Genomic DNA, 25835 nt, shown 5'->3' with positions numbered 1-25835 from the left:
CAGCTGAGTTTTCTAACATTTTATGAGGTAACATGAAATTATTTTTTAAAACATATTGGACCTATTTTGTTTCTTTTATCATTCCCATAATCATTATGATAGGAGTATATCTATCTCAAGGTATCTACTGGAATAGCGATACATCTCCACTATTAGGAGATGGCTTTCATCAATACGTTATTTTTGATATAGCTCTAAGAAATATTCTACATGGAAATGGTAGTCTGTTTTACACCTTTACAAGTGGCCTCGGATTGAATTTCTATGCCCTATCTAGTTATTACTTGGGTAGTTTCTTTTCACCACTAGTTTACTTTTTTGATCTAACTAATATGCCAGATGCTGTCTATCTGACAACTCTCTTAAAATTTGGATTGATTGGTTTGTCAACTTACTTTAGTTTAAATAAATTATTTCAATCGATTCCTAAGCCTTTAAAACTAGCTTTATCTACTTCCTATGCTCTGATGAGTTTCACTGTCAGTCAATTAGAGATAAAAACCTGGCTAGATGTTTTTATCTTGATTCCTTTCATTATCACTGGTTTACACCTGCTTATCACTGAAAAGAAATTCCTATTGTACTTTACAAGTCTGTCAATTTTGTTTATTCAAAATTATTATTTTGGATATATGACAGTATTGTTTCTTATTTTCTGGTATCTCTGTCAAATTTCGTGGGACTTTAAGACTCTAAAATCATCTGTTCTTGATTTCATAGTTATCTCCTTTTTAGCTGGTATGACTAGTTTGATTCTGACTCTTCCTACCCTATTTGATTTACAGACACATGGAGAAAAATTAACTGAAGTTACAAAGTTTCAAACTGAAAGTAGCTGGTATCTTGATCTCTTTGCTAAGCAATTCATCGGTTCCTTTGATACAACAAAGTATGGGGCCATCCCAATGATTTTTGTTGGACTACTTCCCTTTATTTTGACCATTTTATTTTTTACGCTGAAATCCATTAAGTTTCACGTAAAACTTATCTATGCAATTTTCTTTGCATTTCTAATTGCCAGCTTTTATATAGAAGCTCTTGATTTATTTTGGCAAGGTATGCATACTCCAAATATGTTTTTACATCGCTATTCTTGGATTTTCTCTACCTTGTTAATTTACACAGCAGCAGAAGTCTTAAATCGTCTGAAAGAAATTAAAATCTGGAATTTTTTAGTTTCGCTTTTTCTTATAGTAACAGGATTTTTAGCTACCATCTATCTAAAATCACATTATTCTTTTTTAACAGATTTGAATATTCTGCTGACTCTTGAATTTTTGGTTGTCTATTCGCTTTTACTCCTTGCAGTTATCAAAAAGTTTATCTCTGTGAATCTGTTTACCATTCTAATCTCTTTATTTATAATAGTTGAAATAAGTTTAAATGCTTCATCTCAAATAGACGGAATTGCTAAGGAATGGGGTTTTGCTTCTCGAAATGCATATAATCGAGATATCCCAGCTATGGAATCTTTCTCAACATATATTGGAAATCAATTTACTCGTACTGAAAAACTACAAACTCAGACAGGAAATGACAGTATGAAATTCAACTATAATGGAATCTCTCAATTTTCATCTGTTCGAAATCGTTCAGCAAGCTCTACTTTGGATAAACTTGGTTTTAAATCCTCTGGGACTAATCTAAATCTCCGTTATGCCAATAATAGTATTTTGGCTGATAGTTTATTTGGTATCCAGTACAATATCTCAGACAGTCCTATTGATAAATATGGTTTTAAAGATATCTATCAAAAAGATAATCTTACCCTATATGAAAATCAATTCTCTCTCCCGATTGCATTTGCTAGTCAATCTGTTTACAATGATGTCAAGTTCACTGAACACACTCTAGATAATCAGGCCTCGTTTTTAAATCAACTTGCTAACGTCGATTTTGATTATTTTTCTCCAATCCCTTATGACAAAATAGAAAATACTAATGATTTGATTAGTGTCACAGGTTCTTCAAATGAGGATGCAGCAATCCAGTATCAAATTGCAGTGCCAGAAAACAGCCAAGTTTATCTTTCTTTCACAAATCTTCACTTTTCTAATGACAAACAAAAAAAGGTTGACATCCTTGTAAATGGAGAAAAGAAAACTTTTACAACTGATAATGTCTTCTCCTTCTTTAATCTAGGCTATACAAAATATACAAAAACTTTCAATATTCATGTTAGTTTCCCTGGAAATTCTCAAGTATCATTTGAATCTCCTACCTTCTATCGTTTAGATACCCAAACTTTCACCGAGGCCATTCAAAAAATTAAAGAGCAACCTGTAACAGTATCAACTTCTAAAAATAAGGTTTTTGCTACATATGATGTTCAACAAGATACGTCTATTTTCTTCACCATTCCTTATGACAAAGGTTGGTCTGCCTACCAAGATGGTAAGAAAATAGAAATTAAACAAGCTCAAACTGGCTTTATGAAAGTTGACGTTCCTAAGGGAAAAGGAACTATTACACTTTCCTTTATTCCCAATGGGTTTGTTATTGGAGCAATCTGTTCCTTTACTTCTCTTTTACTATTTGCAATCTATAATCACAAACGAAAGTCATCTAAGACATAAAAAAATCGACCAGTTGGTCGATTTTTTTAATTTTCTTCCATTTTCTTAGGTCGATAGGCTAGCATACCTAAACCAGTAAATAGGGCTAATATCACAGCAAGGAAAATGACTTGATGATGAATATTTCCTGTCATAGAGATTGTTTGTCGTAATCCCGAAACCGAATAACTCATTGGTAACCAGGGATTAATAGCTCTAAAGAAATCATTTGTCAAGGCAAGTGGATAGGTACCTGCACTTGATGCTAACTGTAATAAAAGCAAAATAAGAGAGAAGAAAGCTCCTATACGGCTATTCCATGTTGTTAAAGCGGTCACCATGGACATGAATACTAAACTTGTTAGGATAATGAGAATAAATGTTCTCATTTCATGATTAGCAGTTAAACCAATAAGATGAACTCCTCCATATACCAAAATTCCTGCTAAAACAGCTATAATACCATTTATTTCAGCTCGAGATTTCAACCAAGCCCAACGGCTCTCTGGATGACGACCTGAAGGTAATTTAGCAAAAATCATATTTGTTGATAATGCAGCGACAAAGAGAGCGACTGATATCATATAAGGAGCCATAGCAATCCCATTTACAGGAACTTGATCATTGTCTGTTTTTGAAAGATTGAGTGGATTTGACAAAATCTCTGCATTTTTAGATTCTGTTGATGCTGATTTGAGTTGATCACTAGCATTACCTAGTCCTTGTCCTAAAGAAACAACTCCTGTCTGTAAATCTTCCAATCCAGAAGTTAACTTTGTTCCACCTTCTGCAAGTTTCCCAGCTCCATCTGCCAATTTATTAGCTCCATTCTCTAATTGAGAAGCACCTGAAAGTAACTGACTGGATTTGTCTGCTAATTGACCAGATCCTGATTGTAATTTATCAACTCCTGCCATTAATTCTTGACTCTTTTGATTCAATTGATTAGACCCAGTTGATAATTTTTCAATACCAGATACTAATTCTGGAGTTTTTTCAACTAATTGACCAACTCCTGCTGTCAAGCTAGAAGATTTTTGTGTCAAGGTATTTGAGCCTGAAACTAGTTGATCCAAACTACCTGTCAAGGTGGAATTTTTTTCACTTAGTTGACTTGCGCCCTGAGAAACTTTATCAACACCTGCAGTATATGCATTTACACCTGATGCAATCGACTGACTGGCAGGAACTAATTTACTCGTCACTGCTCCCTGCATTTCTGTTAATCCACTTGACAATCCTGTCAAAGAAGTAGAAGCAATCGGTAATACTTGATTGGCTTTATTTTTTAATGTCGAAAGATTTGAAGATTGATTTTGTAAGTTTTTTAAACCTCCCTGTAAACCTTGTACTAAAGCTATAATTGACTGAGCCGATTGAATACTATCAGTCGAATTTTGAGATACAGAAGCACTTATCTCAGCTTGTTGCTCACTTGTCAATGATTGATAAGCTGCTGTCGATTGAATATTGGCTAATGTAGCTGCTTTTTCAGACTGAGCACTTACTAGCATTTGATTAGAAAGAGAAACTATACTTGATAAAACAGAAGACAATTGTTTTGTATCTCCAACATCAATATTTTGAATGGCTTGATTTAACTGATTTAGACCAGAAGATAATTGATTAATTTGATCTTTTTTCCCAGACGAAGCATCTAACTTGCTAGAAAGTTGTTGAATCCCTTCACTTAATTGCTCCACCCCCATTCGAAGTGTAGCTGATTGACTAGATAACTGATTGGCTCCTGTTGCAAGATTTCCCACTCCATTTGTATAGGCACTAACACCAGATGAAAATTGATTAAGACCAGTATTGAGCTGAGAAACACCGCCAGTATAGGATTCTACACCAGTATATAATTGATTGATTCCTCTTACTAATTCAGGACTTTTAGAAGATAATTGACCTAACCCGCTATCTAATTGACTCACTGCACCAGCATATGTAACTAAGCCACTATTAAAATTCCCTAAGCCAAGATGAAGTTGTTCAACACCAAAAACATAAGCAGATAATCCTTTAGTAAACTGCTCCGTTCCATTTGAAAATGTTAAACTTGAATCTGCTAAAGAGTGTAGGTTAGTAGTTAATGTTTTACTTCCTGTCACTAATTGATTCGCTCCATCAGTTAATTTTTCACTACCAAAAGCTGCTTGACTCATACCATCTTTTAATTCGACCATCTTATCAAATAAAGCTTTAGTATAGGTCTCGGTTACATTGGTAGAAACATTCTGCTTTAATTGTGTCATCGCAGAATCACTCATCTTGCTGGCAATAAAACTATGACCACTTGAAGTCTGATAATCGATTTGCATTTGCTCTGGATGATCCGTTAAAATCGAAGCTGCTTTTTCAGATAAATCACTTGGTAAAGTCACTACCATATAGTAATCGCCATCTTCCAAGCCCTTCTTACCTTCCTCTTCATCTAAGAAATGAAAATCTAAGCTTTTATTTTCTTTTAAATTTGACACCATGTCTTTTCCTATAGACATCGTATTACCATTATAGGAAGACTCTTTATCATTATTGACAACTGCCACAGGTAAGTCAGACAATTTCCCATATGGATCCCACATTGATGACAAAAATATGATATTGTACAGAGCTGGAATAAGAGAAATCCCTATCATGACAATAATAAAGGTTGGTTTTTTAAAAATTGCTTTCCATTCTTTAAACATAGCTTCTCCTTTTTTAAACATATTGTCTAAAATTTTGATATAATAGATTATACATTAAAAAATCTAAATTACAAGATAAAAAATTCATTTTTAGACATATAGTCTAATTTGTTTACAAGGAGGAAATATGCAAGAAAGTAACAAACGCTTAAAAACAAAAAGAACTATTGAAAATGCTATGGTACAATTACTGATTGAACAACCATTTGATCAAATTTCTACTGTCAAGTTAGCAGACAAAGCTGGAATTAGTCGTTCCAGCTTCTATACTCACTATAAGGATAAGTATGATATGATTGAGCACTATCAAAGCAAGCTATTCCATACATTTGAATATATTTTTCAAAAACATGCTCATCACAAAAGAGATGCTATTTTAGAAGTCTTTGAATATCTAGAATCAGAACCACTTCTGGCTGCTCTGCTTTCTGAAAACGGGACTAAAGAAATTCAAAATTTCTTACGAAATAAACTTCATATCATGCTCAGTACAGATTTACAAAAGCGATTTATTCAACTGAATCTCAATACCACTGAATTAGAATATAGTAGCATCTATCTAACTCATGCACTTTTTGGTGTCTGCCAAACTTGGATTGCACATGGAAAAAAAGAAAGTCCTCAAGAAATAACAGACTTCCTTATGAAGATGCTTGGTGATACAAATTGATACAAATTGATACAAATTGATACAAATTGATACAAAAAGAGGAACACAGTTGTGTTCCCTTTTATCTATACTCCGCCAGTAGGACTCGAACCTACGACATCATGATTAACAGTCATGCGCTACTACCAACTGAGCTATGGCGGATAAAATAGTCCGTACGGGATTCGAACCCGTGTTACCGCCGTGAAAAGGCGGTGTCTTAACCCCTTGACCAACGGACCTTCTATCTGTAGCAGATATAACCATTATATCAATTTCTTACTAATTGTCAATCACTTTTGATATTTTTTCTCTAAAATATCTTTTAACTTTCTAATTTTTAATCTTGAAATAGGACAACGATGGTCTTCATAGAAAACAATTTCTAGATTTTTTCGATCAATTTCTCTGATATTGCCTATATTTACTAAAAATGACTTATGAGGAGAATAAAATCGCTGAGTATGTTTGTCCTTTTCCTGAATATCTGTCATGGTACCATAAAACTCTTTTGCAAAATTCTTACCAATAATGCGCAATTTATGAGAGACACCTGTTGTTTCAATATACAAAATATCATGGTAAGGGATTTTTAAATCATTTCCCTTATAATTATAGTCAAAATAATCTACAACATCTTCATTTTCAAGTAACATACTTTTAGTGTAGAAAATATTTTGCTCAATTCGCTTCTTAAACATATCATCATTGATATCCTTATCAACAAAATCTAGGGCTGATACCTGGTATTTATATGTCAGAGTCGCAAACTCTGATCGACTGGTGATAAAGACGATAATAGCGTAAGGATTGTAATGACGAATGAGCTGAGCAACCTCAAATCCCTTTTTCTCAATTCCATGAATATCGATATCTAGGAAATAAAGCTGATTTACTTCATCATTTTCAATGTATTCTTCAAATTCACGAACTTTTCCTGTTGTCTTGTATGATATTGGAATATTCGATTCTTTCGAAATTTCATCCAATATTCTCTCTAGTCTCACTTGATGTTCAATAACATCCTCTAAAATTAAAACTTTCATTCAAATTCCCTCTTAAATCTAATGATTTGTCTAAATGTACTGCCTTCCATCTCTGTTTCTAAAATAATATTATTGTACTTATCTAGTAGTTCTTTCACATTGTTTAATCCTACCCCGCGATTTCTTCCCTTAGTAGAGAATCCTAATGAAAATAGATCTCCTGAAGGAGTCATCGTCATTTTACATGAATTCTGAATCACAATAACTGTTTCAGTTTCCATCTTAATAACTGCTACTTCCATTTGTTTTTTATAGCTATCAGCTGATCCTTCAACAGCATTGTTCAATAAGACGCTCATGATACGAACTAAATCCAATAGTTCAATTTGGAGCGTAGTAATCGTATCTTTTACTTCCAGTGTAAACTCTACACCATTATTTCGAGCATAGACAATGGACTGAGCAACCAAACTTCGTAAAGCTGAATCTTCTATGTTGTTCAAATCAAAGTAAGTGTACTTATCTGAACGCAGTTTGTGATTGGCTTTCACTAAAACTTCATTGTAAACTCTGTCAATTTCCTGTAAATCACCACTGTCAATTGCCATCTGCATGCTGACAAGCATTCCAGCATAGTCATGTCGAAAACCACGGATTTCATTATACAGTCCGACAATTTCATCTGTGTAGTTTTGTAAATGTTTCTGTTCAAATTTCTTCTGCTTCAACGCAATCTCTTTCTCCATTTGAACTTTATGAGAATTCATTGCATAGAAGGTCAAAAGTAACGAGATAAAAACAATAGATGATAAAATACTTCCAAAACTATTCAAATGTTTAATCGTACTTACCATATTTGAAACGAAAGATACAATATGGAGCAGTAGTAAGGCAAAAAATACTTTTTTCAAGAAAGGATAAAGGTAGTCCTTGTCAAAATAGGCTAGTTCCAAGTGGAAATAATGAATGATTTTTAAGACAACAAAATAGGTCAACACCGTTACAACGAAAAAGAATGGGGCGTGATATTGTGAAACAAAATTGTCTCCTGTTATAGAGGAGAAAGTTACGGACAGAAAGGTATGAGTGCTCTCATATAAAAGAGATAGTAGTAAACTTAGGAATAATCCTCTAGCCCTCTCATATTGTTTAATCCATCTAAAATAGGAATATAAGCCCAAAGGAAATAAAAATGTTGCAATTCCTAACCCATCTAAATATAGGAGATAAAAGGGAAGTTCAAGTACTGCTTCTACTAGTAATGTATAGATACCAAAAAAATATAGTTCCTTTGCTTTTATTTGACCTTTGCAAATTAAACTGTAACTGTGACTAATAATAAAAAAATATAATATCAAATCTACTACTAAGAAAAAATTCATTCTGACACTCCCTTATCTTCTTTTAAGAAAATTAATGAATATTTTATCTATTCTTCTCATTTCCCCACCTTTAATCTTTTGTAAGTCTTTTTCCTTCAAGGCTACAAACTGTTCCAATTTAACTGTGTTTTTCATAATAAAATCTCCTCAATGTTTTTTCTTGTAAGCTAACTTACAAAAACTATTATACAAAATGGAATTTCGTTTTAGATAAAATTCTCTCAACTGTCATTTTTTTCTCCCCAAATGTACTTTTTTAAGAAAAAAGCCGGGAAAATTCCCAGCTTTGCTACTATATTGATCCCAGCAGGATTCGAACCTGCGACCGTTCGCTTAGAAGGCGAATGCTCTATCCAGCTGAGCTATGAGACCTAACACAATTATTCTACCAAAAATTCAATTAAAAGTCAATTTTCTATTTATGATAGGGTGATCCCTGCTGAATCGTAAAAGCCCGATAGATTTGTTCAACAAGTACTAGTCTCATTAACTGATGGGGCAAGGTTAAGCGTCCAAAACTAATAGAAAGATTGGCTCTCTTTTTTACATCCTGTGCTAACCCCAGACTCCCTCCAATAATAAATGTAAGAGTAGAAAATCCTTTTATAGAAGCTTCTTCTAACTGCTTACTAAATTCTTCTGAAGAAAGTGTTTTCCCCTCAATGGCTAACACAATAACAAAATCACGATCACCAACTTTTGATAAAATTCTCTGACCTTCTATTTCTAAAATCTTTTGATTTTCTGACTCACTGGCCCTATCTGGTGTTTTTTCATCTGCTAGCTCAATCATTTCAAGCTTAGCAAATCGAGAAATTCGTTTTGAATACTCTGCGATACCATCTTTTAAATACTTTTCTTTCAGTTTCCCAACTGTTACAACTTTAATTTTCATGACTCTATTCTAACATATTCTCTATTTTTTCACATCTTATTCACAAAATAAAAGGTTAATTTTAACCGAGAAAACCACAGATTTTAGAAAGTTATCCACAATCTGTGAAAAACTTTTGTGTTTAAGTTATAATTAAGCTAGTCAGTTTATACTTTCAGTAATTTAAAAATATGGAGGCAAATATGAAACATTTAAAAACATTTTACAAAAAATGGTTTCAATTATTAGTCGTTATCGTCATTAGCTTTTTTAGTGGAGCCTTGGGTAGTTTTTCAATAGCTCAACTAACTCAAAAAAGTGGTGTAAGTAACTCTAACAACAATAGTACTATTACACAAACTGCCTATAAGAACGAAAATTCAACAACACAGGCTGTTAATAAAGTAAAAGATGCTGTTGTTTCTGTTATTACTTATTCAACAAACAGACAAAATAGCGTATTTGGCAATGATGAGACTGATACAGATTCTCAACAAATCTCTAGTGAAGGATCTGGGGTTATTTATAAAAAGAATGATAAAGAAGCTTATATTGTCACCAACAATCACGTTATAAATGGTGCCAGCAAAGTAGATATTCGTTTGTCAGATGGAACTAAAGTACCTGGAGAAATCGTCGGAGCTGACACTTTCTCTGATATTGCTGTCGTCAAAATCTCTTCAGAAAAAGTGACAACAGTAGCTGAATTTGGTGATTCTAGCAAGTTAACCGTAGGAGAAACTGCTATTGCCATTGGTAGCCCATTAGGTTCTGAATATGCTAATACTGTCACTCAAGGTATCGTATCCAGTCTCAATCGAAATGTATCCTTAAAATCGGAAGATGGACAAGCCATTTCTACAAAAGCCATCCAAACTGATACTGCTATTAACCCAGGTAACTCTGGTGGCCCACTAATCAATATTCAAGGACAGGTTATCGGAATTACCTCAAGTAAAATTGCCACAAATGGAGGAACATCTGTAGAAGGTCTTGGTTTCGCAATTCCTACAAATGATGCTATCAATATCATTGAACAATTAGAAAAGAACGGAAAAGTGACTCGTCCAGCTTTGGGCATTCAAATGGTCAATCTCTCAAATATTAATACAAGTGATATTAGAAGACTGAATATTCCAAGCAATGTAACATCTGGTGTAGTTGTTCGTTCTGTACAAAGTAATATGCCCGCCAATGGTCACCTTGTAAAATACGATGTTATTACAAAAGTAGATGACAAAGAGATTGCTTCATCAACAGACTTACAAAGTGCTCTTTACAATCATTCTATTGGAGACACCATTAAAATAACTTATTATCGTAACGGTAAAGAAGAAACTACATCTATTAAACTTGACAAGAGTTCAGGTGATTTAGAATCTTAATTGACATCTATGTAAAGAAAGCTTTACATAAAAGAAAAGATGTGTTAGTGTAGAATCATGGAAAAATTTGAAATAATTTCTATCACGGATATACAAAAAAATCCCTATCAACCTCGAAAAGAATTTGATAGAGAAAAACTAGATGAACTAGCACAGTCTATTAAAGAAAATGGGGTCATTCAACCGATTATTGTTCGTCAATCTCCTGTAATTGGTTATGAAATCCTTGCAGGAGAGAGACGCTATAGAGCTTCACTTTTAGCTGGTCTAACGTCTATCCCCGCTGTTGTTAAACAGCTTTCAGACCAAGAAATGATAGTCCAGGCCATCATTGAAAATTTGCAAAGAGAAAATTTAAATCCAATAGAAGAAGCACGCGCCTATGAATCTCTCGTAGAGAAAGGATTTACCCATGCTGAAATTGCAGATAAAATGGGAAAGTCTCGTCCTTATATCAGCAACTCTATTCGCTTGCTTTCCTTGCCAGAACAGATCCTCTCAGAAGTAGAAAATGGCAAACTATCACAAGCACATGCACGTTCGCTAGTTGGGTTGAATAAGGAACAACAAGACTATTTCTTTCAACGAATCATAGAGGAAGACATTTCTGTAAGAAAGTTAGAAACTCTTCTGACAGAGAAAAAACAAAAGAAACAGCAAAAAAATGATTATTTCATACAAAATGAAGAGGAACAGTTAAAAAAACTAATCGGATTAGATATTGAAATCAAACTGTCTAAAAAAGATAGTGGAAAAATCATTATTGCTTTCTCAAATCAAGAAGAATACAGTAGAATTATCAACAGCCTGAAATAAGGCTGTTCTTTTATTTTTTTATCTCACAAGGTTATCCACTATTTTTTTCAATAAAAAGCTTAATAAATCAATAGTTTCTGATTTTATCCCCAACTTGTGGATAAAACTTGGTAACATTGTGGATTATTTTTCACAGCTTGTGGAAAATTCTTGTTCTCTATGGTAAAATAGGTCTAGTATTAAACTTTTAATAGTAAAGGAGGAGAAAGGATTGAAAGAAAAACAATTTTGGAATCGTATATTAGAATTTGCTCAAGAAAGACTGACTCGATCCATGTATGATTTCTATGCTATTCAAGCTGAACTCATCAAGGTAGAGGAAAATGTTGCCACTATATTTTTACCACGATCTGAAATGGAAATGGTCTGGGAAAAACAACTAAAAGATATTATTGTAGTTGCCGGATTTGAAATTTATGATGCTGAGATAACTCCCCACTATATTTTCACCAAACCTCAAGATACGGCTATCTCACAAGTTGAAGAAGCTACAATTTCAACTCTTTATGACTATAGTCCAAAGTTAGCATCTATTCCTTATTCGGATACGGGATTAAAAGAAAAGTATACCTTTGATAATTTTATTCAAGGGGATGGAAATGTTTGGGCAGTATCAGCCGCTTTGGCTGTCTCTGAAGATTTAGCCTTGACCTATAATCCTCTTTTTATCTATGGAGGACCTGGGCTTGGTAAGACTCACCTGTTAAACGCTATTGGAAATGAAATTCTGAAAAATATTCCCAATGCGCGTGTCAAATACATACCTGCTGAAAGCTTTATTAATGACTTTCTTGATCACCTAAGACTTGGGGAAATGGAAAAGTTTAAAAAGACCTACCGCAGTCTTGATCTTTTGTTAATCGATGATATCCAGTCACTCAGCGGAAAAAAAGTCGCAACTCAGGAAGAATTTTTCAATACCTTTAACGCCCTTCATGACAAGCAAAAACAGATTGTCCTAACCAGTGATCGTAGTCCAAAACATCTAGAAGGGCTCGAGGAGAGGCTTGTCACGCGCTTTAGTTGGGGATTGACACAAACTATCACACCCCCTGACTTTGAAACACGTATTGCCATTTTACAAAGTAAAACGGAACATTTAGGCTACAATTTCCAAAGTGATACTCTAGAATACCTAGCTGGGCAATTTGATTCAAATGTTCGAGATCTTGAGGGAGCCATCAACGACATCACTTTAATTGCCCGAGTAAAAAAAATCAAGGATATCACTATTGATATTGCTGCAGAAGCTATTAGAGCTCGCAAACAAGATGTTAGCCAAATGCTCGTCATCCCAATTGATAAAATCCAAAATGAAGTCGGTAACTTTTATGGTGTCAGCGTCAAAGAAATGAAGGGAAGCAGACGCCTTCAAAATATCGTTTTGGCCCGTCAAGTAGCCATGTATTTATCTAGAGAACTAACAGATAATAGTCTTCCAAAAATTGGGAAGGAATTTGGTGGAAAAGATCATACAACAGTCATTCATGCCCATGCAAAAATTAAATCTTTGATTGATGAAGACGATAATTTACGTTTAGAAATTGAATCCATCAAAAAGAAAATAAAATAACTTGTGGATAACTTTCGCTTTTTTATCTTTTTTATCCACATTTTTTAAACAAGCCAAAAAACTTGATATGACTTGTTTAAAGTCTGTTTCCCACAGATTTCACAGACTCTATTATTACTATTATCCTTCTAATACTAAAAATAAATAAAGGAGAATCCATGATTCATTTTTCAATTAATAAAAATTTATTTCTACAAGCCTTAAATACAACTAAAAGAGCTATTAGTTCTAAAAATGCCATTCCTATTTTATCAACTGTCAAAATTGACGTGACCAATGAAGGTGTTACTTTAATTGGTTCAAATGGTCAAATTTCAATTGAAAATTTTATTTCTCAAAAAAATGAAGATGCTGGTCTATTAATTACTTCTTTAGGTTCGATCCTTCTTGAAGCTTCTTTCTTCATCAATGTGATATCTAGTCTACCTGATGTGACTCTTGATTTTAAAGAAATTGAACAAAATCAAATTGTTTTAACGAGTGGCAAATCAGAAATTACCCTAAAAGGAAAAGATAGCGAACAGTACCCACGAATCCAAGAAATTTCAGCAAGCACTCCTTTGGTTCTTGAAACAAAATTACTCAAGAAAATTATCAATGAAACAGCTTTTGCTGCAAGTACACAAGAGAGTCGTCCGATTTTAACAGGTGTTCATTTTGTATTGAGTCAACACAAGGAGCTAAAAACAGTGGCAACAGATTCTCATCGACTAAGCCAGAAAAAATTAACGCTTGAGAAAAATAGTGATGATTTTGATGTCGTGATTCCTAGCCGTTCTCTACGCGAATTTTCAGCGGTATTTACAGATGATATCGAAACTGTAGAGATTTTCTTTGCTAACAATCAAATCCTCTTTAGAAGCGAAAATATTAGCTTCTACACACGTTTGTTAGAAGGAAACTATCCTGATACAGATCGCTTGATTCCGACAGACTTTAATACTACTATTACTTTTGATGTTGTAAACTTACGCCAGTCAATGGAACGTGCTCGTCTTTTATCAAGTGCGACTCAAAATGGTACTGTGAAACTTGAAATTAAAGATGGGGTTGTTAGCGCCCATGTTCACTCTCCAGAAGTTGGTAAAGTAAACGAAGAAATCGATACTGATCAAGTTACTGGTGAAGATTTGACCATTAGTTTCAATCCAACTTATTTGATTGATTCCCTCAAGGCTTTAAATAGCGAAAAGGTGACCATTAGCTTTATCTCAGCTGTTCGTCCATTTACTCTTGTTCCAGCAGACACTGATGAGGACTTCATGCAACTCATTACACCAGTTCGTACAAATTAAGTGAAAGAGGTTGAGCCTAGCTCGCCTCTTTTATGATATAATCGAAAAAGAAAAGGAGAGTAGTATGTATCAAGTTGGAAATTTTGTTGAGATGAAAAAACCACATGCTTGTACTATCAAGTCAACTGGTAAAAAGGCTAATCGTTGGGAAATTACACGTGTAGGAGCAGATATCAAAATAAAATGCAGTAATTGTGACCATATTGTCATGATGGGGCGCTATGATTTTGATCGAAAAATGAATAAAATTATTGACTAAGACCCCTTAGTTAGAGGGTTAGCAAGTTTTCCCTTTTTGTGTTATAATATTAGGGATTGAAATAAAAACGGAGAATGAGAAAATATGGCTTTAACAGCAGGTATCGTTGGTTTGCCAAACGTTGGTAAATCAACACTATTTAATGCAATTACAAAAGCAGGAGCAGAGGCAGCTAACTACCCATTTGCGACTATTGACCCAAACGTTGGAATGGTGGAAGTTCCAGATGAACGCCTACAAAAACTAACTGAAATGATTACTCCTAAAAAGACAGTTCCAACAACATTTGAATTTACAGATATTGCAGGGATTGTAAAAGGAGCTTCAAAAGGAGAAGGACTAGGGAATAAATTCTTGGCCAATATCCGTGAAGTAGATGCGATTGTTCATGTAGTTCGTGCTTTTGATGATGAAAATGTTATGCGTGAACAAGGACGTGAAGACGCCTTTGTAGATCCACTTGCAGATATTGATACAATTAATCTGGAATTGATTCTTGCTGACTTAGAATCAGTGAACAAACGATATGCGCGTGTAGAAAAGATGGCACGTACGCAAAAAGATAAAGAATCAGTGGCAGAGTTTAATGTTCTTCAAAAAATTAAACCAGTCCTTGAAGATGGGAAATCAGCACGTACCATTGAATTCACAGATGAGGAACAAAAGGTTGTAAAAGGTCTATTCCTTTTGACAACTAAACCAGTTCTTTATGTTGCCAATGTAGATGAGGATGTGGTTTCAGAACCTGACTCTATCGACTATGTCAAACAAATTCGTGAATTTGCAGCGACAGAAAATGCTGAAGTAGTCGTTATTTCTGCGCGTGCTGAGGAAGAAATTTCTGAATTGGACGATGAAGATAAAAAAGAGTTTCTTGAAGCCATTGGTTTGACAGAATCAGGTGTAGATAAGTTGACGCGTGCAGCTTACCACTTACTTGGACTGGGAACTTACTTCACAGCTGGTGAAAAAGAAGTTCGAGCTTGGACGTTCAAACGTGGTATGAAGGCTCCTCAAGCAGCTGGTATTATCCACTCAGACTTTGAAAAAGGCTTTATTCGTGCAGTAACCATGTCATATGAGGATCTAGTGAAATACGGGTCTGAAAAGGCCGTAAAAGAAGCTGGACGCTTGCGTGAAGAAGGAAAAGAATATATCGTTCAAGATGGCGATATCATGGAATTCCGCTTCAATGTCTAAAAAATTAATAAACGGTGTCAATTAGGTTGGAAAAAAATTCCAACCCTTTTGGCTTTTGAAAGGAAAAATAAATGACTAAATTACTTGTAGGCTTGGGAAATCCAGGGGAAAAATATTTTGAAACAAAACACAATGTTGGATTTATGTTGATTGACCAACTAGCGAAGAAACAGAATGTCACTTTTACACACGATAAGATATTTCAAGCTGACCTAGCATCCTTTTTCCTAAATGGAGAAAAAATTTATCTTGTCAAACCAACGACCTTTATGAATGAAAGTGGAAAAGCGGTTCATGCTTTATTGACTTATTATGGTTTGGATATTGAAGATTTACTCATCATTTACGATGATCTTGACATGGAAGTTGGAAAGATTCGTTTAAGAGCAAAGGGATCCGCAGGTGGTCATAATGGTATCAAGTCTATTATTCAACATATGGGGACTCAGACCTTTAATCGTGTTAAGATTGGAATCGGAAGACCTAAAAATGGCATGTCGGTTGTTAACCATGTTTTGAGTAAGTTTGACAGGGATGATTATATCGGTATTTTACAGTCTATTGACAAGGTTGACGATTCTGTAAACTACTATTTACAAGAGAAAAACTTTGAAAAAACGATGCAGAGGTATAACGGATAAATGGTGACCTTATTAGATTTATTCTCAGAAAATGATCAGATAAAAAAATGGCATCAAAATTTAACAGATAAGAAAAGACAACTAATACTAGGTTTATCAACGTCTACTAAGGCTCTTGCAATTGCAAGCAGTTTAGAAAAAGAAGATAAGATTGTTTTATTGACATCAACTTATGGAGAAGCAGAAGGACTTGTTAGTGATCTTATCTCTATCTTGGGTGAGGAACTTGTCTATCCATTTTTGGTAGATGACTCCCCTATGGTCGAGTTTTTGATGTCTTCACAAGAAAAAATCATTTCACGGGTTGAAGCCTTGCGTTTTTTGACTGATTCATCTAGGAGAGGGATTTTAGTTTGTAATATTGCAGCAAGTCGATTGTTTTTACCTTCTCCGACTGGATTTAAAGAAAGCATTATAAAAATTGCAGTTGGTGAAGAATATGACCAACACGCACTTATCCATCAGTTAAAAGAGATAGGCTATCGAAAAGTTACACAAGTACAAACTCAGGGCGAATTTAGTCTGCGAGGAGATATTTTAGATATTTTTGAAATATCCCAGTTAGAACCTTGCCGAATTGAGTTTTTTGGTGATGAAGTCGATGGTATTAGGTTATTTGAAGTCGAAACACAATTATCGAAAGAAAATCAGACAGAACTCACCATATTTCCAGCTAGCGACATAATTTTGAGAGAAAAGGATTATCAACGAGGTCAGTCAGCTTTAGAAAAACAAATTTCAAAGACTTTATCACCTATTTTAAAATCATACTTAGAAGAAATTCTTTCAAGTTTTCACCAAAAACAAATTCATTCTGATTACCGGAAATTTTTATCTTTGTGTTATGAAAAGACATGGACTGTCTTTGATTATATTGAAAAAGACATACCAATATTCTTTGATGATTATCAAAAATTGATGAATCAGTATGAAGTCTTTGAAAGGGAGTTAGCACAATACTTTACAGAAGAGTTACAGAATAGTAAAGCATTTTCTGATATGCAGTATTTTGCGGATACTGAGAAAATCTATAAAAAACAAAGCCCAGTGACCTTTTTTTCTAATCTGCAAAAGGGGTTAGGAAATCTCAAGTTTGACCAAATTTATCAATTTAATCAATATCCCATGCAGGAATTTTTCAATCAATTTTCTTTTCTAAAAGAAGAAATTGAACGATATAAAAAAATGGATTACACCATTATTCTGCAGTCTAGCAATTCAATGGGAAGTAAAACATTGGAGGATGTGTTAGAGGAATATCAGATTAAATTGGATTCCAGAAATAAGTCAAGCATTTGTAAAGGATCTGTAAACTTAATCGAGGGTAATCTCAGACATGGTTTTCATTTTGTAGATGAAAAGGTTTTGTTGATAACTGAACATGAGATTTTTCAAAAGAAATTGAAACGTCGTTTTCGAAGACAACATGTTTCAAACGCAGAGCGATTAAAAGATTATAATGAACTTGAAAAAGGGGACTACGTTGTTCACCACATTCATGGAATTGGTCAATACCTAGGAATTGAAACCATTGAAATCAAAGGGATTCACCGTGATTATGTTAGTGTTCAATACCAAAACGGGGATCAAATCTCTATCCCAGTGGAACAGATTCATCTACTTTCCAAATACGTTTCAAGTGACGGTAAAGCACCTAAACTAAATAAATTAAATGATGGTCATTTCAAAAAGGCCAAGCAAAAAGTTAAGAACCAGGTAGAGGATATAGCTGACGATTTAATTAAACTTTATTCTGAACGCAGCCAGTTGAAGGGGTTTGCTTTCTCAGCTGATGATGAGGATCAACATGCTTTTGATGATGCCTTCCCTTATGTTGAAACGGATGATCAACTGCGTAGTATTGAGGAAATCAAGAGGGATATGCAGGATTCTCATCCCATGGATCGACTTTTAGTTGGAGATGTTGGTTTTGGAAAGACTGAAGTTGCTATGCGTGCAGCCTTTAAGGCAGTCAATGATCACAAACAGGTGGTCGTCTTAGTTCCGACGACGGTTTTAGCGCAACAGCACTATACTAATTTTAAGGAACGATTCCAAAATTTTGCAGTTAATATTGATGTGTTGAGTCGCTTTAGAAGTAAAAAAGAGCAGACCGAAACACTTGAAAAATTGAAAAACGGTCAAGTTGATATTTTAATTGGAACACATCGTGTTTTGTCAAAAGATGTTGTGTTTGCTGATTTAGGCTTGATGATTATTGATGAGGAACAGCGATTTGGTGTCAAGCATAAGGAAACCTTGAAAGAACTGAAGAAACAAGTGGATGTCCTAACTTTGACCGCTACTCCAATCCCTCGTACTCTCCATATGTCTATGCTGGGAATCAGAGATTTGTCTGTTATTGAAACTCCGCCGACTAATCGTTATCCAGTGCAAACCTATGTTTTGGAAAAGAATGATAGTGTCATTCGTGATGCTGTTTTGCGTGAAATGGAGCGTGGAGGTCAAGTTTACTATCTTTACAACAAAGTTGACACGATTGACCAGAAGGTTTCAGAATTACAGGAGTTGATTCCAGAGGCTTCGATTGGTTATGTTCATGGTCGAATGAGTGAAATCCAGTTGGAAAATACTCTACTAGACTTTATTGAGGGACAATACGATATCTTGGTGACGACTACCATTATTGAGACAGGGGTGGACATTCCAAATGCCAATACCTTATTTATTGAAAATGCAGATCATATGGGCTTGTCAACCTTGTATCAGTTAAGAGGAAGAGTCGGTCGTAGTAATCGTATTGCTTATGCCTATCTCATGTATCGTCCAGAAAAATCGATTAGTGAAGTCTCTGAAAAGAGATTAGAAGCGATTAAAGGATTTACAGAATTGGGATCTGGATTTAAGATTGCTATGCGAGATCTTTCGATTCGTGGAGCAGGAAATCTTTTAGGAAAATCCCAGTCTGGTTTCATTGATTCTGTTGGTTTTGAATTATATTCGCAGTTATTAGAGGAAGCTATTGCTAAACGAAATGGTAATGCTAATGCTAACACAAGAACCAAAGGGAATGCTGAGTTGATTTTGCAAATTGATGCCTATCTTCCTGATACTTATATTTCAGACCAACGACATAAGATTGAAATTTATAAAAAAATTCGTCAAATTGACAACCGTGTCAATTATGAAGAGTTACAAGAGGAGTTGATAGACCGTTTTGGAGAATACCCAGATGTAGTAGCCTATCTTTTAGAGATTGGTTTAGTCAAGTCATATTTGGACAAGGTCTTTGTTCAACGTGTGGAAAGAAAAGATAATAAAATTACAGTTCAATTTGAAAAAGTCACTCAACGACTGTTTTTAGCTCAAGATTATTTTAAAGCTTTATCCGCAACGAACTTAAAAGCAGGCATCGCTGAGAATAAGGGATTAATGGAGCTTGTATTTGATGTCCAAAATAAGAAAGATTATGAAATTTTAGAAGGTCTGCTGATTTTTGGAGAAAATTTATTAGAGATAAAAGAGTCTAAGAAAGAAAATTCCATTTGATATTTTTCTTCTATAAAATAGATAAAAATGGTACAATAATAAGTTGAGGTAATAAGGATGAGATTAGACAAATATTTAAAAGTATCGCGAATTATCAAGCGTCGTACAGTCGCAAAAGAAGTAGCAGATAAAGGCAGAATCAAGGTGAATGGAATCTTGGCCAAAAGTTCAACGGATTTGAAAGTTAATGACCAAGTTGAAATTCGTTTTGGAAATAAGTTGCTACTTGTCAAAGTACTAGAGATGAAAGATAGCACAAAAAAAGAAGATGCAGCAGGCATGTATGAAATTATCAGTGAAACACGGGTAGAAGAAAATGTCTAAAAATATTGTACAATTGAATAATTCTTTTATTCAAAATGAATATCAACGTCGTCGCTACCTGATGAAAGAACGACAAAAACGGAATCGTTTTATGGGGTGGGTATTGATTTTGATTATGCTATTATTTATCTTGCCAACTTTTAATTTAGCGCAGAGTTATCAGCAATTACTCCAAAGACGTCAGCAATTATCAGACTTGCAAACTCAGTATCAAACTTTGAGTGATGAAAAGGATAAGGAGACAGCATTTGCTACCAAGTTGAAAGATGAGGATTATGCTGCCAAATATACACGAGCGAAGTACTATTATTCTAAGTCGAGGGAAATAGTTTATACGATTCCTGACTTGCTTCAAAGGTGATAAAATGGAAAATTTACTAGACGTAATTGAGAAATTTTTGAGTTTATCAGATGAAAAGCTGGAAGAGTTGGCTGATAAAAATCAATTATTGCGTTTACAAGAAGAAAAGGAAAGGAAGAATGCGTAAATTCTTAATTATTTTGTTGCTACCAAGTTTTTTGACTATTTCAAAAGTCGTTAGCACAGAAAAAGAAGTAGTCTATACTTCGAAAGAAATTTATTACCTTTCACAATCTGACTTTGGTATTTATTTTAGAGAAAAGCTAAGTTCTCCCATGGTTTATGGAGAGGTTCCTGTTTATGCGAATGAAGATTTAGTAGTGGAATCTGGAAAATTGACTCCCAAAACAAGTTTTCAAATAACTGAGTGGCGCTTAAATAAACAAGGAATTCCGGTATTTAAGCTATCAAATCATCAATTTATAGCTGCGGACAAACGATTTTTATACGATCAGTCAGAGGTAACTCCTACAATAAAAAAAGTATGGTTAGAATCTGATTTTAAACTGTACAATAGTCCTTATGACTTAAAAGAAGTGAAATCATCCTTATCAGCTTATTCGCAAGTATCAATCGACAAGACCATGTTTGTAGAAGGAAGAGAATTTTTACATATTGATCAGGCTGGATGGGTAGCTAAAGAATCAACTTCTGAAGAAGATAATCGGATGAGTAAAGTTCAAGAAATGTTATCTGAAAAATATCAGAAATATTCTTTCTCTATTTATGTTAAGCAACTGACTACTGGAAAAGAAGCTGGTATCAATCAAGATGAAAAGATGTATGCAGCTAGTGTTTTGAAACTCCCTTATCTTTATTATACGCAAGAAAAAATAAATGAGGGTCTTTATCAGTTAGATACGACTGTAAAATATGTATCTGCAGTCAATGATTTTTCAGGTTCTTATAAACCAGAGGGAAGTGGTAGTCTTCCTAAAAAAGAGGATAATAAAGAGTATTCTTTAAGGGATTTAATTACGAAAGTATCAAAAGAATCTGATAATGTAGCTCATAATATATTGGGTTATTACATTTCAAACCAATCTGATGCCACATTCAAATCCAAGATGTCTGCCATTACGGGAGATGATTGGGATCCAAAAGAAAAATTGATTTCTTCCAAGATGGCTGGGAAGGTTATGGAAGCCATTTATAATCAAAATGGATTTGTGCTAGAGTCTTTGACTAAAACAGATTTTGATAATCAGCGAATTGCCAAAGGTGTTTCTGTGAAGGTAGCTCATAAAATTGGGGATGCGGACGAATTTAAGCATGATACGGGTGTTGTCTACGCAGATTCTCCATTTATTCTTTCTATTTTCACTAAGAATTCTGATTATGATACAATTTCTCAGATATCCAAGGATGTTTATGAGGTTTTAAAATGAGGGAACAAGATTTTTTAAATCATTTTCTCAAGAAGGGATATTTCAAAAAGCATACTAAGGTGGTGCTAGCTCTTTCTGGTGGGTTAGATTCTATGTTTCTATTTAAGGTATTATCTACTTATCAAAAAGAGTTAGAAATTGAATTGATTCTAGCTCATGTGAATCATAAGCAGAGAGTAGAATCAGATTGGGAAGAACAGGAATTAAGGAAGTTGGCTGCTGAAGCAGAGCTTCCTATTTATATCAGCGATTTTTCAGGAGAATTTTCAGAAGCACGGGCTCGAGATTTTCGTTATGATTTTTTTAAAGAGGTCATGAAAAAGACAGGTGCTACAGCCTTAGTCACTGCCCACCATGCTGATGACCAGGTGGAAACGATTTTGATGCGCTTGATTCGAGGTACTCGCTTGCGCTATCTATCAGGAATTAAGGAGAAGCAAGTAGTAGGAGAGATAGAAATTATTCGTCCCTTCTTGCATTTTCAGAAAAAAGACTTTCCATCAATTTTTCACTTTGAAGATACATCAAATCAGGAAAATCATTATTTTCGCAATCGTATTCGAAATTCTTATTTACCAGATTTAGAAAAAGAAAATCCTCGATTTAGAGATGCAATCTTAAGTATCGGCAATGAAATTTTAGATTATGATTTGGCAATAGCTGAATTATCAAAGAATATTGATGTAAAAAATTTAGAGAAGCTATTGTCTTACTCTGAGTCTACACAAAGAGTTTTACTTCAAACTTATCTGAATCGTTTTCCAAATTTGAATCTTACAAAAGCTCAGTTTGAAGAAGTTAGACAAATTTTAAAAACTAAAAGCCAGTATCGTCATCCGCTTAAAAATGGTTATGAATTAGTAAAAGAGTATCAACAGTTTCAGATTTGTAAAATCAGTCCGCAGGCTGATGAAAAGGAAGATGAACTTGTGTTACACTATCAAAATCAGGTATCTTACCAAGGTTATTTATTTTCCTTTGGACTTCCTTTAGAAGGTGAATTAATTCAGCAGGTACCTGTTTCACGGGAAACATCTATACACATTCGTCATCGAAAAACAGGAGATTTTTTGATTCAAAATGGGCATAGAAAAAAACTAAGACGTCTATTCATTGATTTGAAAATCCCTATGGAAAAGCGAAAATCTGCGTTGATTATTGAGCAATTTGGTGAAATTGTCTCAATTTTGGGAATTGCGACCAGTAATTTGAGTAAAAACACGAAAAATGATATAATGAACACTGTACTTTATATAGAAAAAATAGATAGGTAAAAAAATGTTAGAAAACGATATTAAAAAAATCCTTGTTTCACATGACGAAATTACAGAAGCTGCTAAAAAATTAGGTGCTCAACTCACTAAAGACTATGCAGGAAAAAATCCAATTTTAGTTGGGATTTTAAAAGGATCTATTCCTTTTATGGCTGAATTGGTCAAACATATCGATACACATATTGAAATGGACTTCATGATGGTTTCTAGCTACCATGGTGGAACAGCAAGTAGTGGTGTCATCAATATCAAGCAAGATGTAACTCAAGATATTAAAGGAAGACATGTTCTATTTGTAGAAGATATCATTGATACAGGTCAAACTTTGAAGAATTTGCGAGATATGTTTATTGCAAGAGAAGCAGCTTCTGTTAACATTGCAACCTTGTTGGATAAACCAGAAGGACGTGTTGTAGAAATTGAGGCAGACTATACCTGCTTTACTATCCCAAATGAGTTTGTAGTAGGTTATGGTTTAGACTACAAAGAAAATTATCGTAACCTTCCTTATGTTGGAGTATTGAAAGAAGAAGTGTATTCAAATTAGAAAGAACAATTTTTAATGAAAAAACAAAATAATGGTTTAATTAAAAATCCTTTTCTATGGTTATTACTTATTTTTCTCCTAGTTACAGGTTATCAGTATTTTAGTACAGGTAGTGTTGCAGGGAAAAGTGAGCAAATTAATTATACAGAATTGGTAAAAGAAATTACCGATGACAACGTAAAAGAATTAACCTACCAACCAAATGGCAGTGTTATCGAAGTTTCAGGTGTTTATAAAAATCCTAAAACAAGTAAAGAAGAAACAGGTATCCAGTTCTTTTCTCCTTCTGCTACAACAGTAGAGAAATTTTCAAGTATTATTCTTCCTTCAGATACTACAGTATCAGAATTGCAAAAACTTGCTTCTGACCATAAGGCAGAAGTAACTGTTAAGCATGAAAGTTCAAGTGGTATGTGGATTAATATTCTTGTATCCATTGTGCCATTCGGTATTCTATTCTTCTTCCTATTCTCTATGATGGGAAATATGGGAGGAAATAATAGCCGTAACCCAATGAGTTTTGGACGTAGTAAGGCTAAAGCTGCAAATAAAGAAGATATTAAAGTAAGATTTTCAGATGTTGCTGGAGCTGAGGAAGAAAAACAAGAACTAGTTGAAGTTGTTGAATTTTTAAAAGATCCAAAACGATTTACAAAACTTGGAGCCCGTATTCCAGCAGGTGTTCTTTTGGAGGGACCTCCGGGAACAGGTAAAACTTTGCTTGCTAAGGCAGTAGCCGGAGAAGCAGGTGTCCCATTCTTTAGTATCTCAGGTTCTGACTTTGTAGAAATGTTTGTTGGAGTTGGAGCTAGTCGTGTTCGTTCTCTTTTTGAAGATGCCAAAAAAGCAGCACCAGCTATTATCTTTATTGATGAAATTGATGCTGTTGGACGTCAACGTGGAGTCGGTCTTGGCGGAGGTAATGACGAACGTGAACAAACCTTGAACCAACTCTTGATTGAGATGGACGGTTTTGAGGGAAATGAAGGGATTATCGTTATCGCTGCGACAAACCGTTCAGATGTACTTGATCCTGCCCTTTTGCGTCCAGGACGTTTTGATAGAAAAGTATTGGTTGGTCGCCCTGATGTTAAAGGTCGTGAAGCAATCTTGAAAGTTCATGCTAAGAACAAGCCTTTAGCAGAAGATGTTGATTTGAAATTAGTGGCTCAACAAACTCCAGGTTTTGTTGGTGCTGATTTAGAGAATGTATTGAATGAAGCGGCTTTAGTCGCTGCTCGTCGCAATAAATCAATAATTGATGCCTCAGATATTGATGAAGCAGAAGATAGAGTTATTGCTGGTCCTTCTAAGAAAGATAAGACAGTTTCACAAAAAGAACGTGAATTGGTTGCTTACCATGAGGCTGGACATACCATTGTTGGTCTAGTCTTATCGAATGCCCGCGTTGTCCATAAGGTTACAATTGTACCACGTGGCCGTGCAGGTGGTTACATGATTGCACTTCCTAAGGAAGATCAAATGCTTCTATCTAAAGAAGATATGAAAGAGCAATTGGCTGGTTTAATGGGTGGACGTGTAGCTGAAGAAATCATCTTTAATGTCCAAACGACAGGAGCTTCAAATGACTTTGAACAAGCTACACAGATGGCTCGTGCAATGGTTACAGAGTACGGTATGAGTGAAAAACTTGGTCCGGTACAATATGAGGGTAATCATGCCATGTTTGGTGCACAAAGCTCTCAAAAATCAATTTCAGAACAAACAGCTTATGAAATTGACGAAGAGGTTCGTTCATTATTGAATGAAGCACGAAATAAAGCTGCTGAAATTATTCAGTCAAATCGTGAAACTCACAAGTTGATTGCAGAAGCATTATTGAAATACGAAACATTGGATAGTACACAAATTAAATCTCTTTACGAAACAGGAAAGATGCCTGAAACAGTAGAAGAAGAATCACATGCACTATCCTATGATGAAGTAAAGTCAAAAATGAATGATGAAAAATAGGCTCTTTGTCAACTGTAGTGGGTTGAAGAAAAGCTAAGATCTAGAAAGGACGAAATTTGTCCTTTCTTTTTTGATATTGAGAGCGATAAAAATTCGTTTTTTGAAGTTTTCAAAGTTCCGAAATCCAAAGGCATTTCGTTTGATAAGTTTAA

22 protein-coding genes and 3 tRNA genes are annotated in these 25835 nt (G+C 34.5%); 17 read left to right on the top strand and 8 right to left on the bottom strand.

Features of this window, described 5'->3' with window-relative positions; genetic code table 11:
* The first annotated feature begins 32 nt into the window (after window positions 1–32).
* Window positions 33–2576 carry a YfhO family protein gene (locus CYK16_RS08500; RefSeq protein ID WP_060806033.1) on the top strand — a complete coding sequence of 848 codons (2544 nt, stop codon included), beginning with the start codon at window positions 33–35 and terminating at the stop codon, window positions 2574–2576.
* A 26-nt stretch (window positions 2577–2602) separates the two neighbouring features.
* Here CYK16_RS08500 and CYK16_RS08495 read toward each other — a convergent pair whose 3' ends face one another.
* Window positions 2603–5245, bottom strand: coding sequence for a YhgE/Pip domain-containing protein (locus tag CYK16_RS08495; protein WP_101776891.1), 2643 nt, complete (start codon window positions 5243–5245; stop codon window positions 2603–2605).
* 127 nt (window positions 5246–5372) lie between these two features.
* On the opposite strand from CYK16_RS08495, the gene CYK16_RS08490 reads away from it, so the two are divergent.
* Window positions 5373–5915, top strand: coding sequence for a TetR/AcrR family transcriptional regulator (locus CYK16_RS08490; RefSeq protein ID WP_101776890.1), 543 nt, complete (start codon window positions 5373–5375; stop codon window positions 5913–5915).
* 70 nt (window positions 5916–5985) lie between these two features.
* Here the strand turns inward: CYK16_RS08490 and CYK16_RS08485 are convergent.
* The 7 genes from CYK16_RS08485 to rlmH form a co-directional block, all read right to left on the bottom strand.
* Window positions 5986–6059, bottom strand: a tRNA-Asn gene (locus CYK16_RS08485).
* A gap of 5 nt (window positions 6060–6064) precedes the next feature.
* Window positions 6065–6136: transfer RNA gene (locus CYK16_RS08480), tRNA-Glu, on the bottom strand.
* Window positions 6137–6187: 51 nt separating this feature from the next.
* Entirely contained in the window at window positions 6188–6940 is a 753-nt protein-coding gene (comE, locus tag CYK16_RS08475; protein ID WP_000866061.1) for a competence system response regulator transcription factor ComE, read from the bottom strand.
* Window positions 6937–8262, bottom strand: a complete 1326-nt coding sequence (gene comD / locus CYK16_RS08470) for a competence system sensor histidine kinase ComD (protein WP_101776889.1) — start codon at window positions 8260–8262, stop codon at window positions 6937–6939. Before comD ends, comE begins: the two co-directional genes overlap by 4 nt.
* Before the next feature lie 12 nt (window positions 8263–8274).
* Window positions 8275–8397 carry a competence-stimulating peptide ComC gene (gene comC / locus CYK16_RS08465; protein ID WP_101776888.1) on the bottom strand — a complete coding sequence of 41 codons (123 nt, stop codon included), beginning with the start codon at window positions 8395–8397 and terminating at the stop codon, window positions 8275–8277.
* 163 nt (window positions 8398–8560) lie between these two features.
* Window positions 8561–8634: transfer RNA gene (locus CYK16_RS08460), tRNA-Arg, on the bottom strand.
* A gap of 43 nt (window positions 8635–8677) precedes the next feature.
* The gene (rlmH, locus tag CYK16_RS08455; RefSeq protein ID WP_084926930.1) at window positions 8678–9157 is read right to left on the bottom strand and encodes a 23S rRNA (pseudouridine(1915)-N(3))-methyltransferase RlmH; all 480 of its coding nucleotides are present in this window, start codon (window positions 9155–9157) and stop codon (window positions 8678–8680) included.
* A 182-nt stretch (window positions 9158–9339) separates the two neighbouring features.
* Here rlmH and CYK16_RS08450 point away from each other — a divergent pair, with 182 nt between their 5' ends.
* From CYK16_RS08450 to ftsH, 15 genes are all read left to right on the top strand, one after another.
* Window positions 9340–10521, top strand: coding sequence for a S1C family serine protease (locus CYK16_RS08450; protein ID WP_060806039.1), 1182 nt, complete (start codon window positions 9340–9342; stop codon window positions 10519–10521).
* A gap of 57 nt (window positions 10522–10578) precedes the next feature.
* Window positions 10579–11337 (top strand): ParB/RepB/Spo0J family partition protein, encoded by a 759-nt coding sequence (locus CYK16_RS08445; RefSeq protein WP_101776887.1) that lies wholly within the window; start codon window positions 10579–10581, stop codon window positions 11335–11337.
* Between the two features lie 211 nt (window positions 11338–11548).
* Complete coding sequence (gene dnaA, locus CYK16_RS08440; protein WP_060806040.1) at window positions 11549–12910, top strand: chromosomal replication initiator protein DnaA; 1362 nt, start codon at window positions 11549–11551, stop codon at window positions 12908–12910.
* A 158-nt stretch (window positions 12911–13068) separates the two neighbouring features.
* Window positions 13069–14205, top strand: a complete 1137-nt coding sequence (gene dnaN, locus CYK16_RS08435; RefSeq protein ID WP_060806041.1) for a DNA polymerase III subunit beta — start codon at window positions 13069–13071, stop codon at window positions 14203–14205.
* A 64-nt stretch (window positions 14206–14269) separates the two neighbouring features.
* Window positions 14270–14464: a DUF951 domain-containing protein gene (locus tag CYK16_RS08430; protein ID WP_042751911.1), complete on the top strand. Its 195-nt coding sequence runs from the start codon at window positions 14270–14272 to the stop codon at window positions 14462–14464.
* Between the two features lie 84 nt (window positions 14465–14548).
* The gene (gene ychF, locus CYK16_RS08425; RefSeq protein ID WP_001218707.1) at window positions 14549–15664 is read left to right on the top strand and encodes a redox-regulated ATPase YchF; all 1116 of its coding nucleotides are present in this window, start codon (window positions 14549–14551) and stop codon (window positions 15662–15664) included.
* Window positions 15665–15735: 71 nt separating this feature from the next.
* Entirely contained in the window at window positions 15736–16305 is a 570-nt protein-coding gene (gene pth, locus CYK16_RS08420; RefSeq protein ID WP_060806043.1) for an aminoacyl-tRNA hydrolase, read from the top strand.
* Window positions 16306–19815: a transcription-repair coupling factor gene (mfd, locus tag CYK16_RS08415; RefSeq protein WP_060806044.1), complete on the top strand. Its 3510-nt coding sequence runs from the start codon at window positions 16306–16308 to the stop codon at window positions 19813–19815.
* A 57-nt stretch (window positions 19816–19872) separates the two neighbouring features.
* Window positions 19873–20139, top strand: coding sequence for an RNA-binding S4 domain-containing protein (locus CYK16_RS08410; protein WP_001234978.1), 267 nt, complete (start codon window positions 19873–19875; stop codon window positions 20137–20139).
* Window positions 20132–20500: a septum formation initiator family protein gene (locus tag CYK16_RS08405; protein WP_060806045.1), complete on the top strand. Its 369-nt coding sequence runs from the start codon at window positions 20132–20134 to the stop codon at window positions 20498–20500. Before CYK16_RS08410 ends, CYK16_RS08405 begins: the two co-directional genes overlap by 8 nt.
* Window positions 20501–20504: 4 nt before the next feature.
* On the top strand, window positions 20505–20627 hold the full coding sequence (locus tag CYK16_RS10930; protein WP_049524858.1) for an SP_0009 family protein: 123 nt from the start codon (window positions 20505–20507) through the stop codon (window positions 20625–20627).
* On the top strand, window positions 20620–21888 hold the full coding sequence (locus CYK16_RS08400) for a serine hydrolase (protein ID WP_060806046.1): 1269 nt from the start codon (window positions 20620–20622) through the stop codon (window positions 21886–21888). The genes CYK16_RS10930 and CYK16_RS08400 overlap by 8 nt, the downstream gene beginning before the upstream one ends.
* Window positions 21885–23162 (top strand): tRNA lysidine(34) synthetase TilS, encoded by a 1278-nt coding sequence (gene tilS / locus CYK16_RS08395; protein WP_060806047.1) that lies wholly within the window; start codon window positions 21885–21887, stop codon window positions 23160–23162. Before CYK16_RS08400 ends, tilS begins: the two co-directional genes overlap by 4 nt.
* Window positions 23163–23166: 4 nt before the next feature.
* On the top strand, window positions 23167–23709 hold the full coding sequence (hpt, locus tag CYK16_RS08390; protein WP_000892176.1) for a hypoxanthine phosphoribosyltransferase: 543 nt from the start codon (window positions 23167–23169) through the stop codon (window positions 23707–23709).
* A gap of 15 nt (window positions 23710–23724) precedes the next feature.
* Window positions 23725–25683: an ATP-dependent zinc metalloprotease FtsH gene (ftsH, locus tag CYK16_RS08385; RefSeq protein ID WP_060806048.1), complete on the top strand. Its 1959-nt coding sequence runs from the start codon at window positions 23725–23727 to the stop codon at window positions 25681–25683.
* The last annotated feature ends 152 nt before the right edge of the window (window positions 25684–25835 follow it).

It is taken from the genome of Streptococcus oralis subsp. dentisani (assembly GCF_002860905.1).
Lineage (GTDB): Bacteria > Bacillota > Bacilli > Lactobacillales > Streptococcaceae > Streptococcus > Streptococcus oralis_BA.
The sequence above is the reverse complement of the archived record's forward strand: the minus strand, read 5'-3'. Positions and strand labels throughout refer to the sequence as shown.